Here is a 13033-nt window from a genome sequence, read left to right as displayed (position 1 = left end):
CGCGCCCGGGACTGCGGGCATCAGTAGGTCCAGGTCAGGGTGCAGCCCGTGTCCCTGGCCAGGATCTCCGCCAGGTCGGGGTCATGCTTGAGGCGCAGGTCCCGGCCGGCCCGGACCCGGGCCACCAGGCCCTCCTTCGAGCGGTACTCGAAGGTCACCGGCAGGTCGCCCAGGTGGCCCTTGAGGATGGCTTCCAGGCGGGGCGGGCACTCGCCCACGGGCAGGCGCACCAGGGCGCCCGTGAACCCCTGGCCCTGATAGGACTCCAGGGGCTCCAGCTGCGTGGCGAAGACCTTCACCACGGTCTGTTCCTCCTCCTCCTCGGCCTCTCCGTTGCCGCCGCCATTGCCGCTGGCCTGGAGGGTCTCCACCCGCAGCTCACCCGTGATGCGCAGCATGGCCTCGGGCACGGCCAGGTGCCGGTAGCGGTCGAAGGGCCGGAGGGCGTCCTTCCGCTTGGTGACGGGGTCCCACTTGCTGGCCATGAGGAGGACTTCCATCTTCCCGGCCAGGTCCTCCACCTGGAGGATGGCCCAGGGCTCGCCCTTCTGGTTGGTCTTGAAGGCCACGGTGGAGACCATGGCCCCGAGGGTGACCTCGTTCCGGTCCCGCAGGCGGCCGGAGGCCACGTCCTCCAGGATCTTGGCCAGGGTGCCGTGGGTGTGGACCTGGATGGCGTCGGCGAACTCCTCCAGGGGGTGGCCGCTGACGAAGAGGCCCAGCACCTCGCGTTCCGCTGCGAGGCGGGTCCGGCGGTCCCAGGGTTCGATGCCTTCGGGCACCCGCCAGTCCTCGCTGAGGGTGGCCATCTCCGCGTCGTCGAAGAGGCTGGTCATGCCCGTATCGCTGCTGCCCCGGGAGGCGGCGGACAGGGCATCCGGCAGGCCCTGGATGAGGGCGGCGCGGTTGGGTTCCAGGCTGTCGAAGGCCCCGGCCTTGATGAGGGACTCCCACACCTTGCGGTTGGCCTTCGAGAGGTCCGTGCTCTTCAGCGCGTGGAACAGGTCCTTGAAGCCGCCCTCGGCCTCGCGGGCTTCGAGGATGGCCTGCAGCGCCGCTTCCCCCAGCCCTTTCACCGCGGCAAAGCCGAACCGGATCTGCCGGTCCGAGGTGGCCGTGAAATCCAGGGCCGACTCGTTGATGTCGGGACCCAGCACCTCGATGCCGCCCTCCCGGCAGTTCTGCACGTACTTGGCGACGTCGTCCGTGCGGCCCGACTTGGTGGACAGCAGACCCGCCATGAACTCCACCTTGTAGTTCGCCTTCAGGTAGGCGGTCTCGTAGGCCACCATGGCGTAGGCGGCGCTGTGGCTCTTGTTGAAGCCGTAGCCGGCGAAGTACTCGATGAGGTCGAACATCTCCGCGACCTTGGCCCGGTCATAGCCGCGGGAGACACCCTGTTCGATGAACTTGGTCTTCTCCTTGGCCATCTTCTCCTTGTCCTTCTTGCCCATGGCCCGGCGCAGCATGTCCGCCTCACCCAGGGAGTACCCGGCGACGAGGCTGGCGATCTGCATGACCTGCTCCTGGTAGAGGATCACGCCGTAGGTGGGCGCCAGGATGGGCTCCAGGTCCGGGAACATGTAGGTCACGGGCTCGCGGCCGTGGCGCCTTTCGACATAAGTCGTGCCCATGCCCGCGCCCAGCGGGCCCGGCCGGAAGAGGGCGTTGAGCGCGATGAGGTCGTCGAAGCGGTCCGGGCCCAGCTGGCGGAGCAGCTGCTTCATGCCGCCGGACTCGAACTGGAAGACGCCGTCCGTGTCCCCGGCGGCGAAGAGTTCGAAGGTCTTCTTGTCGTCGAAGGTGCGGATGCTGGTCATGTCCTTGGGCGCGCCGTGGCGCCGGGCGATGACTTCCTGCGTCTTCGCGATCTGGGTGAGCGTCTCGAGACCCAGGAAGTCCATCTTCAGCAGGCCCGCCCGCTCGGCCTCGACCATGGTGTACTGCACCATCACCTTCTTGTCCTTGTCCATCGACAGCGGCGCGAACTGGGTGAGCTCGTCCGGCGCGATGATGACGCCCGCCGCGTGGACGCCGGTGTTGCGGGCCAGGCCCTCCAGCCGTGCGGAGATGTCGAGGATGTTCTTCACCTCGGGATCGCTCTCGTACAGTTCCCGCAGCTTGTCGCTCTTCTCGAGCGCCTCGCCCACGGTGATGGGCTTGCCGGGCTCCTGGGGCACCAGCTTGGTGAGGTTGTTGGCGAAGGCGAAGTCCTTCTCGAAGACCCGCGCCACGTCCTTGATGACGGCCTTGGTCTTGAGCTGGTTGATGGTGACGATGCTGCTGACCTTGTCCTGGCCGTACTTCTCGGTGACGTAGTCGATGACCTTCTGACGGCCGTCGCGGCAGAAGTCGATGTCCACGTCGGGCATGGACACGCGCTCGGGGTTCAGGAAGCGCTCGAACAGCAGGTCGTACTGCATGGGATCGATGTCGGTGATCATCATGGACCACGCCACGATGCTGCCGGCGGCCGAGCCACGGCCGGGACCCACGGGCACACCCATCTCCCGGGCCTTGCGGATGAAGTCCCAGACCAGCAGGAAGTAGCCGGGGAACCCCATCTTGAGGATCATGTCCAGCTCGAAGGCCAGGCGCTCGCGGTACTTCGCCTCCGGGTGCTTCAGCGTCCCCGCCTGCCAGAGGGGCCGGCATTCCGCGATGCGCTGCTCGAAGGTCTCCTTCGCCACGTGCAGGAAGTACGATTCCAGGTCGTAGCCTTCGGGCACGGGGAAGCGGGGCGTGACGGGCTTCCGCGTGATGGGGAACAGGTCCACCTTGGCGGCGATCTCCAGGGTGCGCTCCAGGTATTCCGGATGGTCGGGGAACACGGCCCGCATCTCCTCGGGCGTCTTCACGAAGAACTGGTCCGTGGAGAAGCGCATGCGCTTCTCCTTGGCCTTGGTGGTCTTCGTGCCGATGCACAGGAGTGTGTCGTGCAGGTCGGCATCCTCGTGATTGAGGTAGTGGGCGTCGTTGGTGGCCACCAGGGGGATGCCCAGCTTCGCGGCCAGCTCCATCTGGGAAGGGATGATCTCCTTCTCCTTGTCGAAGCCCTGGTCCTGGATCTCCAGGTAGAAGTCCTCGCCGAAGATGTCCCGGAAATCCCGGGCCACGCGCTCGGCCTGGTCCAGGCGGTTCTGGAGGATGCGGGCCTGCACCTCGCCGCCGAGGCAGGCCGACAGTCCGATGAGCCCCTCGCTGTGCTGGCGGAGCAGGTCCTTGTCGATGCGGGGCTTGTAGTAGAAGCCTTCCGTGAAGCCCGCGGACACGAGCTTCGACAGGTTGGCGAAGCCCACGGGGTTCTTGGCCAGCAGCACCAGGTGGTAGCCCGCGTCGCGGGAGCCGCTGGGGTCCACGCAGTCCTCCAGGCCCTCCTCGCCCGTGAGGTTCTTCGCCTCGAGCTTGCGGTCGAAGCGGGTCTTGGGGGCCACGTAGACCTCGCAGCCCAGGATCGGCTTCACGGCCCAGTTGCCTTCGGCGTCCTTCGTCTTCTCGCAGGCGTCGAAGAGCTTCATCATCCCGAACATGTTCCCGTGGTCGGTCACGGCCACGGCGGGCATGCCGCTGGCCCGGCACTTCTTGATCAGGTCCGGGATGCGGGTCAGGCCGTCGAGAAGGGAGTGCTCGGTGTGCAGGTGGAGATGGGCGAAGCTCATGCCCCCATTCTCCGACGGATCGCGCGCGGCCGGGCAAGTGCCCAGGACTCAACACCCGGCCTCCCGGCGGGGATCAATGCCGGGAGAGCAGGTCCCGGAGCAGGTTCCTCAGGCTGGCGGCGTCCAGGTCCAGGTCCAGGCGGGCATGGGGACCCGCGGTGATGGGCCCGCCCAGCTGCACCCACCGGGGCCGCCGGCGGAGGAGGTCGTCCTCCCGCCAGACCGCCAGGATGCTGGGTTCCCGGGCCCAGATGAGGACGCTCGGGTAGGGGCCTTCCCGGGGGGGGACCGTGCCCCAGAGGTGCACATCAGCCCCCCAGCTGCGGAGCCATTCCTGGATCCGGACGCTGGCCGCGGGATCGTCCATGCCCAGGGCCACGGTCCACCCGGCCAGGAAGCCCCGCGCGCCGGGCTGGGTGTCCTCCTCCCGCTCGTACCAGCCCAGCCGCTCGTGGTGGTGGAGGAGGCGGGTCCGCAGGCGGTAGGAGGAGCCGTCCAGGGCCACCAGGGGGGTCTCGGGGTTCTCGCGCACGCGGTCGGCCCAGCCGGTTCCGAAGAGCCCCTCCATGAGCGCCGAGGGCCGGTCCGTCCGGAAGGCGTTGCCGGGCACGAGGCTGCGCCAGACCTCCACCTCGGTCTCGGCCCGCTGGATGCGGGATTCCATGGTCCGGACCACGAGCCACTGCCAGGACGTGCCGATGGCCATGGCCAGGATCACGAGGCTGAAGCCCGACAGGCGGATCTTCATCCCGAAGAAGCTCTGGGCGGCGATCTCGACGACCACGGGGATGGTCAGGCTGAGAAAGCCGAGGAAGAGCCGGCGCCCCATGGGGTCGCCGTCCTGGCGGGCGCGCAGGGACCAGTGGACGATGAGGGCGCAGCCCACCAGGTAGGTGAGGTTGTAGAAGTGGTGGGTCCAGACCTCCGCCAAACTCGGGTGCGGCAGGACGAGATTGCGGATGTAGTTGGGGATCATGCCCAGGGCGATCCAGACCGGGAACCGCCGGGGGATGTGGCGGGGGAAAAGCTCGACCAGGGCCGTGCAGAGGGCGATGAACCCGAAGGCCACCAGCAGGCTCTGGGCGCGGTCCACGAGATCCGGGTTCCAGTTCGGCAGGGTGCCGAGGACCAGCACGCCATGGCGCAGGCCGACCAGCAGGCAGGTGAAGGCGATCCAGCCCATCATGCGATCCCGCCGGGACAGGGCATCCGTGCCGAAGCTGACGAACAGGGCCGCCAGCGCCCCGGTCTGGAGGGCATCGAGGATGGGCCAGTCCAGGAGTTGCATGCGGAAGTCCCCGGGGGGTGGGAGGATGGTTCCCATCAGCCTAAGTCGCTTTCCTCGAACAATCCATTCCACAGCATCCCGTTGCGGCCCCTAATCCATTCCCGGCGACGCTCGTAGCAATCCACATCCTGGAGAATGCCGTGACCATCATCTGGAGGCTCCGTTGATCGCCTTCGAGAACCTGGAAGTGCGCTACACGGCCACCGCGGCGCCCGCCCTGAAGGGGCTGACCTTGGCCCTGGACCGGGGCATCGTCGGCCTGCTGGGGCCGAACGGGGCCGGGAAATCCACCTTGTTGAAGGCCCTGCTGGGCCTCCTCCAGCCCTCCGCCGGCCAGGGAACCGTGCTGGGTGTGGCCCTGGGCGCCCCCGAGGCCGCGAAGCTGCGTTCCCGGATCGGGTACATGCCCGAGTACGATGCCCTCATCGAGGACGCCTCCGCCTATGAGCAGGTGGCCTTCTGGGGTGAGCTGAGCGGGCTGGCGCCGGAAGCGGCCCGGGACCGCGCCCACGAGGTGCTCTACTTCGTGGGGCTCGACGAGGCCCGCTACCGCCCCGTCAGCGGCTACTCCACGGGCATGCGCCAGCGGGTGAAGCTGGCCCAGGCCCTGGTGCACAGCCCAGAGCTGATCTTCCTCGACGAGCCCACCAACGGGCTCGACCCCGACGGCCGCCGCCGCATGCTGGACCTGGTGCTGCGGGTCCACGCGGAGCTGGGCACCGGCGTCATCCTGGCCTCCCACCTGCTCGGCGACGTGGAGCGCGTGGCGGACCAGCTGGTGATCCTCGACCAGGGGCAGATCAAGGCCGCGGGCTCCATGGCGGGGCTGCGCAGGGCCCTGGCCCGGCGCGTGGAACTGCGGTTCCTGGATCCCCTGGACGCCGCGCAGGAGACCGCCCTGGCGTACCTCGGCGTGGTGCTCGAGGCCCGGAACGGCCTCTACGACCTGGAGCTGGCTGAGGCCGACCCCACCGCCGCCTTCCGCTGGGCCGAGAAGCAGGGTGCCACCCTCATCCAGCTCACGCCGCGCCACGACCGCCTGGACGAGGTGCTCCTGCGCGCCCTGCATCCTCAGATGGGAGCCTAGGCATGCCGATCTACGCACCCACCCTCCCTCCCGCGCCGGAACTGGGCCACGGCCAGCCGCCGGCCCTCGTGCTCGCGCGCTTCGACCTGACCCGGCTCTGGCGCCAGAAGATCGGCCGCTTCTTCGGCATCGCCTTCCTCCTGATCCTGCTCTGGAAGGTGGCCCGCATCTACGTGGACCACCTGCTGCAGACCAACCAGACCTTCAAGCCCATGCAGGACTTCGCCCGGACCATCCTCACGCAGGGCGCGGACTTCCAGGCGGACCTGCTGAACCCCGCCAGCTACCTGCTCTGGTTCCTGGTGGCCCTGGTGGGCGGCGGGCTGGTGGCCCGGGACACGCTCTACCGCGTGCGGCCCCTGATGTACGCCCACCCGGTGGCGCCCCGGGACTACCTGCTCGCCAAGCTGGGCTTCGCCTCGGCCCTGCCCTTCGCCATCCTCCTGCCCTTCGCCCTCCTGCCCTGGCTCATGTCCCTGATCCTGGCCGGCACCAGCGGCCCCGTATGGGTGACGGCGCCCCTGCGGCTGCTTCCGGCCATGGCCATCAGCTCGGCCCTGATGGGCGCCTTGGCCGTGGGTGCCTCCAGCATGGCCGCCACGCCCCGGGCGGGCATCGGCTGGGTGCTGGGCCTGGTGCTGGGCGCGGGTACCCTGGCGTCCATGATCCACGGTCTGACGGGCTTCCGGGCCATCGATGGCCTGAACCCGGTCCTGCTGGCGGAGGCTTGGCCCCAGCTCTTCGTGGGCGTGGAGCATCCCCTGGTGGCCTGGGTTCCCGCGCTCCTCGGCACGGCCTTCCACCTGGGCCTGTGGACCTTCGTGGCCGCGAAGCGGACCATGCCCTCCGAGGCGGTGATCTGATGATTTCCCTCGATCGCGCCTCCCTCCGCTACGGCCCCATCCTGGGCCTCAGCCCCACCACCTTCGAGCTGCCGGACGGCGGCGGCATCACGGGCCTGCTGGGCCCCAACGGCGCCGGCAAGTCGTCGCTCCTGCAGCTGCTCTCGGGCCTGCTGCCCCCTTCGGGCGGCGTGGTGGAGGTCTTCGGCGAGGCCCCCTTCCGCAACCCGACGGTGCTGGCCCGTCTGGGCCTGGTGCCCGAGGGCGACCGCCTGCCCACCGGCCTGCGCGCCGACCGTTGGCTCCGCATGATGGGCGAGCTCTCGGGCCTTTCGGGCGAGGCGCTGAAGGCCGCCGTGGCGCGCGCGCTGGCCACCGTGGGCATGGGCGACCGCGCCCACCTCACCTTCGCCCGCATGTCCAAGGGCATGCGCCAGCGCATCCGCCTGGCCCAGGCCCTGCTGCACGAGCCGGAGCTGCTCATCCTCGACGAGCCGTTCAACGGGCTGGATCCCGAGGCCCGCCTCACGCTCATGGCCCTGCTGCGCGAGCTGGCCGCCAAGGGCACGCGCATCCTGGTGTCGAGCCACATCCTCAGCGAGATCGCCCAGCTCACCGACCGCATCCTGCTGCTGTTCCGGGGGCGCCTGCTGGCAGAAGGCACGGTCACGGAGATCCGCCAGCTGCTGGACCGCCACCCGGTGGAGCTCCGACTCACGGGCGACGCCCAGGTGCTCGCCCGCTGGGCGGTGGAGCAGCCGGAGCTGGCGGCCCTGCGCCTGGAGGAGGACGCGGTGGTGATCTCCGTGCGCTCGCCCCGGGACATCCTGCCCAGGCTTCAGAAGGCCGCGGCCGAAGGCGGCATCCCGCTGCGCACCCTGGACCCGCTGGATCTCAACCTGGATGCGGTCTTCCAGTATCTGACGAGGGACCACGCCTAATGCTGTCCGGGGGCTCATCGCTGCGCGACTCCAGGTATCCCAACGCTTTGCGTTGGTCCCACGCGCCTCTGGCTTGTGGACATGGAGCCTCCCCCGGGGCCCCCGCGCCGGGGCCAGGCGGAACCTGTCCCCGGCTTGCTCCACTCTGTTGCGATTCGAGGTGCCGATGAGCACTGCAATCCCCACACCCCTGACGACGATCCGCGCCACGGCGCGGGGCTACGCGCCCCGCGTCCTCCAGGGCCGGGGCTGGGTGCTGGCGGCGCTGGTCATGGCGCCGGTGGGCCTCAGCATCCTCATCTTCACCATCGGCCAGTTGCGGGGGCTGGACGCCAACCCCGGCGAAGCCCTCCGCATCTTCCACGAAGGGCTGGTGAAGATGATGCTGCCCATCATGGCCCTGGTGGCCGCCCCCGCGGGCATCCGCGAGGACCTGGAGCAGCGCACCCTGCCCCTGCTGCTGGTGCGCCCTGCGCCGGCCTGGGCGCTGCCCCTGGGCAAGGGCCTGCCCTGGTTCGCCTGGGGCGCCGCCTGGCTCATCCTGGGGGCCCTGGGCCTGCAGGTGGTGGGCGGCGACCCGGCCCTGCTGCCGGGCCGCATCCTCGCGCTGGTGGGCGCCTGGTGGGGGGAGCTGGCCCTCATGACCCTGGTGGGCCTGCTCTTTAAGCGCGGCACGCTCTGGGGCGCCGTCTACTTCTTCCTCTGGGAGCCCCTGGTGCGGGTCTTCCCGCCCTTCCTGCAGCGCCTGACCTTCACCCACCACATCGAGAGCCTGGCGGGCAGCCGTGCCGCCGAAGTGAGGGCCCACCAGCTGCTGGCCCAGGAGCAGGTGACCACGCACCCCGCCCTCGCCCTCCTGGCCCTCCTCGCCTTCGGCGCCCTCTGCTGGGCCCTCGCCGGCTGGAAGCTCCACCGCACGCCCGTGGGCTTGGCGGGCAGCGAGGCGGAGGGCTGAACTCTTTGCCCCCCGCCAGGCGGCATCCGAGAACCTTCAGGGGAGGAGCACCAGGGCGCCCCGGGTCGCCCGGGACTCGAGCAGGGCATGGGCCTGGGGGGCCTCGCGCAGGGGAAGGGTGCCGTGGATGTGGGCCCGGATGATCCCCTGTGCCTGCGCGGCGAACACCTCTGCGGCGGCGGCGCGGAGGGTCGCGGGATCGGCGATGTGGTGGAAGATGCTGGGCCGCTGGACGCCGAGGGAGCCGCGCTTCGCCAGATCCGCGGGGTCCACCAGGGGCAGGGGGCCGCTGCTCCGGCCGAAGGAGGCCAGGAGCCCGAAGGGGGCCAGGCTGTCCAGGGAGGCTTCGAAGGTGTCGCGTCCGACCGAATCGAACACGGTGCCCACACCGCGGCCTCCCGTGATCCGGCGGACCTCAGCGGCGACGCCATCGTAGGCGGCACTCCTGGGTACGACGAGGGTGGCTACGGCGCCTTCGGTCTCTGCCATCCGGGCCTTCCCGGGACTGCTCACGAGCCCGATGACCTTCGCCCCTTCGCGAGCCAGCCACCGGGTGAGGATCAGCCCCACACCACCCGCCGCAGCGTGGACCAGGACCCAAGGTTCCGCCCCGGCCCGCCACACCCGCCGGACCAGCATGTGCGCCGTCAGGCCCTTGAAGAGAAGGGCCGCGGCCGCCTCGTCGGGCAGGCCCGCGGGCAGCGGGACCAGGCGGTCGGCCGGGTGGTTCCGCGCCTCCGAATAGGCGCCTGTGGGCCCGTCCACGTAGGCGACCCGCTGGCCCACCTCCAGATCCGTCACGCCGGGTCCCAGGGCCTCCACGACTCCGGCGGCCTCGAAGCCCGGCACCGCGGGCAGGGGCACCGGGTAGGCGCCGCTGCGGTGGTAGACGTCGATGTAGTTCACGCCGATGGCCGTGTGGCGCAGGCGGACCTCGCCTGGCCCCGGGTCGGGGAGGTCCGCCTCCACCCACTGGAGGACCTCGGGGCCGCCGGGTGTGGTGAACTGGATGCGATGGCTCATGGCGTCTCCTATTGTTTGATTATGATCAAACAATAGATTGATAAATCCACCGAGGGCTCCCGGTCAATGAAAATAGTTTGAAAACAATCAAAATATTTGATGACCGGAGCCCGGATCCGGGCATCCTGGATCCATGCGGAGCCTCCACCATCCCGGGCGCGAACAGCTCGACCTCCCCGCGGTGCTCTACGCGCTGAGCGATCCCACGCGCCTCGAGATCGTGCGCAGGCTCGCGGGAGACGGGGAACTGGCCTGCGGGACCTTCGGCCTGCCTGTCACCAAGGCCACGCTGAGCCACCACTTCAAGGTCCTGCGGGAAGCCGGGCTCATCCAGACGCGGGTGGAGGGCGTCCATCGCTACAACAGCCTGCGGAAGCAGGACCTGGACACCCGCTTCCCGGGCCTGCTGAAGGCGGTCCTCAAGGCCTCCGTCCCCGGTTGAGACGAGGCTCTGAGACGCCGGGGCGATAGACTGGAGGGATGCCTGAACCCCTCCGCACCCTCACGCCCGACGGCACCGAAATCCTGATCGAGCCCATCTCCCACGTGCGGAGCTGCTCGGTGGGGTTCTGGGTGCGGCGGGGTTCGCGCCATGAGGGGCCGGCGGAGGAGGGCCTGGCCCACTTCCTGGAGCACACGGTGTTCAAGGGCACGGAGTCCTTCGCGACGCCGGATGAGATGGCCGCGGCCACGGACCGCCTGGGGGGGCATGTGGATGCCTTCACGGGCAAGGAGGTGGCCTGCTTCTATGGCAAGGTGCTCGCCGACCAGCTGCCGGAGCTGGTGCACCTGCTGGGGGAGCTGGTGACCTCACCCCGCTTCGATGCGGAGGAACTGGCCCGGGAGCGGAGCGTCATCCTGGAGGAGATCGCCCAGAGCGAGGACCAGCCGGATGACTGGGTGAGCGAGCTCTTCTACGGCGGGTTCTGGGAGGGCACGCCCCTGGCCCACCCCATCCTGGGGCGGCGCGACCAGGTGTCGGCCTACGGGCCCGCGGAGGCCAGGGCCTTCTTCGATCACACCTACCGGGCGCCGAACCTCGTGGTGGCCGCGGCGGGCGCCATCGAGCCGGAGTCCTTCCACGGCCTGCTGAAGCCCTTCCTGGATCGCCTGCCGAAGGGAACGGAGCATGCCCCCCATCGGCCGGCCCGCACCCAGCCCTTCCTGCTGAATGTGCCCCGGAAGGACCTCCAGCAGGCCAACCTGGTCATGGGCTTCCCCGCGCCGGACCACCGCTCTCCGGATCGGGCGGCGGCCCATCTGCTCAGCTACGTGCTGGGCGGCGGCATGGCCTCCCGGCTGTTCCTGGAGCTGCGTGAGCGCCGGGGCCTCTGCTACCAGGTGGGCAGCTACCTCAGCCCCTACGCGGATACGGGCGCCCTCCAGATCAGCGCCAGCTGCGCCCCGGCCCAACTCCGGGAGCTGGTGCAGCGCACGATGGCCGAATGCGCGCGGGTCCGCGAGGCGGGCGTGGCGGCCGACGAGCTGGATCGCGCCAAGCTCCAGGCCCGCACGAGCCTCGTGTTCAGCCAGGAGAGCAGCAGCAGCCGCATGTTCAGCCTGGCCCACCAGGCCATCCACCAGGGGGAGCTGTACAGCCTCGACCAGCAGATGGCCGAGATCGAGGCCGTCACCCTGGAGGATCTGCTGCGGGTGGCCCAGGACCTGCTGGACCCCGCCCAGGTGGGACTCAGCGCCCTCGGCACGCGGAAGGGCGGCGAGATCCGCCTGAAGGACCTGGTGGCCTAGGGCAGGGCCCGGGCCAGCCGCCGCACGGCCTCCTCCAGTTCCCGCTCGTCCAGCGCGGAGAAGGCGAGGCGCAGGTGGGGCCGGGGCCGGCCCAGGAAGTCGAAGGCGCGGCCTGTGGTGATGCCCACGCCCCCCTTGCGGGCCGACACCGCCCAGGCCTCCACATCGATCGAGGGATCCACCCGCAGCCACAGGCTCATCCCTCCCGCCGGGAGGTCGAAGGCTGCGGCCCCGCCCAGGTGCCGGCGCAGGGCTCCGGCCAGGGCCTCGCGGCGGGTCTGGTAGATCCGCCGCATCTTGCGCGCGTGGCGCTGGAGCAGACCGTCCTCCAGGAGCTCGGCGGCCGCGCGCTGAAGGAGGTGGTCCCCCTGGCCATCCGCCGTCTCCCGGCGGGCGGCCAGGGCCTCCACCAGGGCCCGGGGGCCGGCCACGAAGCCCAGGCGGAGTCCGGGCGCGAGGATCTTCGACAGGGTGCCCAGGTAGATCACCACGCCGCTAGGGTCCTCCCCTGCCAGCGGCAGCACGGGACGGCCTTCGAAGTGGAACTCGTTGTCGTAGTCGTCCTCCAGGAGGGCGATCCGGTGACGGGTCGCCAGCTCCAGGAGGCGCAGCCGGCGGGCGGCGCCCATGGTCACGGTGGTGGGGAACTGGTGGTGGGGCGTGAGGTAGACGGCGCGGAGGGGCGCTTCGGCCAGGTGCTCTGCCAGCGCCTCGACCCGCAGGCCCGCCTCGTCCACGGGCACGGGCACCAGCTCCGCTCCGGCGGCCCGCAGGGTCGCCCAGGCCGCGGGGTAGCCGGGGTCCTCCACCGCCACCCGGTCCCCGGGCCGGATCAGGGTGCGGGCCACGAGGTCCAGGGCGCCCTGGCTGCCGCCGGTGAGCATCAGGCGATCCTCGGACGCGGCCAGGCCGCGCGTCTCCGACAGCAGCCGGGCCAGCGCGAGCCGGAGCCGCGCCTCGCCGCGGGCGTCACCGTAGCCCAGCAGCTCGCGGCTGCCGAGCGCCCGCCGGTAGGCCCGGGCCAGGAGTTCCGTGGGCACCAGGCGGAGGTCCGGCAGTCCGCCTCCGAAGGTCAGGAGGCCCACCTCCCGGAGGCTCCGCCGCGGGCCCGGCCCGGCGAGGTCATAGCCCGGGCGGCCCATCGAGTCGACCCGAGGGGCGGCGGGGGCCTGGGGCAGATCCCGGGCCACGCGCGTGGTGCGCTGCTCCGCCACGGTCCACCCTTCGGCCTCCAGTTCCCGGTAGGCGGCCAGCACGGTGTTCCGGTGGACTTCCAGGGTCATGGCCAGGCTGCGGGACCCGGGCAGCGGGTCTCCCGGCCGCAGACGGCCCCGCCGGATGTCGCCCCGGATGGCCTGGGCGATCTGCTGGAAGACCGGCTCACGGGAGGTTCCGGGCTGGAGGGCGATGGGGAAGACCCAGGGGCGCATGGTCTAGTTGTAATGACATAAATGGATCTTTTCAATGGTCCATGTGGGCCGATCCTGGA

The 13033-nt window shown here is 70.3% G+C and carries 10 protein-coding genes; 6 read left to right on the top strand and 4 right to left on the bottom strand.

Annotation, left to right across the window (positions count from 1 at the left end):
* Positions 1-20: 20 nt before the first annotated feature.
* Positions 21-3659 (bottom strand): DNA polymerase III subunit alpha, encoded by a 3639-nt coding sequence (dnaE, locus tag MLE43_RS13345; protein WP_243304841.1) that lies wholly within the window; start codon positions 3657-3659, stop codon positions 21-23.
* A gap of 73 nt (positions 3660-3732) precedes the next feature.
* Positions 3733-4947: a hypothetical protein gene (locus MLE43_RS13340; RefSeq protein ID WP_243304840.1), complete on the bottom strand. Its 1215-nt coding sequence runs from the start codon at positions 4945-4947 to the stop codon at positions 3733-3735.
* A gap of 163 nt (positions 4948-5110) precedes the next feature.
* On the opposite strand from MLE43_RS13340, the gene MLE43_RS13335 reads away from it, so the two are divergent.
* From MLE43_RS13335 to MLE43_RS13320, 4 genes are all read left to right on the top strand, one after another.
* Positions 5111-6034 (top strand): ABC transporter ATP-binding protein, encoded by a 924-nt coding sequence (locus MLE43_RS13335; protein WP_243304838.1) that lies wholly within the window; start codon positions 5111-5113, stop codon positions 6032-6034.
* Between the two features lie 2 nt (positions 6035-6036).
* Positions 6037-6897, top strand: coding sequence for a hypothetical protein (locus tag MLE43_RS13330; protein ID WP_243304836.1), 861 nt, complete (start codon positions 6037-6039; stop codon positions 6895-6897).
* Positions 6897-7817 carry an ABC transporter ATP-binding protein gene (locus MLE43_RS13325; protein ID WP_243304915.1) on the top strand — a complete coding sequence of 307 codons (921 nt, stop codon included), beginning with the start codon at positions 6897-6899 and terminating at the stop codon, positions 7815-7817. The genes MLE43_RS13330 and MLE43_RS13325 overlap by 1 nt, the downstream gene beginning before the upstream one ends.
* A gap of 166 nt (positions 7818-7983) precedes the next feature.
* Positions 7984-8772 carry an ABC-2 transporter permease gene (locus MLE43_RS13320; RefSeq protein ID WP_243304833.1) on the top strand — a complete coding sequence of 263 codons (789 nt, stop codon included), beginning with the start codon at positions 7984-7986 and terminating at the stop codon, positions 8770-8772.
* A gap of 36 nt (positions 8773-8808) precedes the next feature.
* Here the strand turns inward: MLE43_RS13320 and MLE43_RS13315 are convergent, their stop codons facing one another.
* Positions 8809-9795: a quinone oxidoreductase family protein gene (locus MLE43_RS13315; RefSeq protein WP_243304831.1), complete on the bottom strand. Its 987-nt coding sequence runs from the start codon at positions 9793-9795 to the stop codon at positions 8809-8811.
* A gap of 133 nt (positions 9796-9928) precedes the next feature.
* Between MLE43_RS13315 and MLE43_RS13310 the strand changes: the two genes are divergently transcribed.
* Entirely contained in the window at positions 9929-10237 is a 309-nt protein-coding gene (locus MLE43_RS13310; RefSeq protein WP_243304830.1) for an ArsR/SmtB family transcription factor, read from the top strand.
* A 38-nt stretch (positions 10238-10275) separates the two neighbouring features.
* The gene (locus MLE43_RS13305; protein ID WP_243304827.1) at positions 10276-11544 is read left to right on the top strand and encodes a M16 family metallopeptidase; all 1269 of its coding nucleotides are present in this window, start codon (positions 10276-10278) and stop codon (positions 11542-11544) included.
* Here MLE43_RS13305 and pdxR read toward each other — a convergent pair.
* Positions 11541-12974, bottom strand: a complete 1434-nt coding sequence (pdxR, locus tag MLE43_RS13300; RefSeq protein WP_243304825.1) for a MocR-like pyridoxine biosynthesis transcription factor PdxR — start codon at positions 12972-12974, stop codon at positions 11541-11543. The two genes, MLE43_RS13305 and pdxR, sit on opposite strands and share 4 nt — an antisense overlap.
* Positions 12975-13033: the final 59 nt, after the last annotated feature.

The organism is Geothrix oryzisoli, assembly GCF_022808865.1.
Lineage (GTDB): Bacteria > Acidobacteriota > Holophagae > Holophagales > Holophagaceae > Geothrix > Geothrix oryzisoli.
This window is presented reverse-complemented; position numbering and strand designations above follow the sequence as displayed.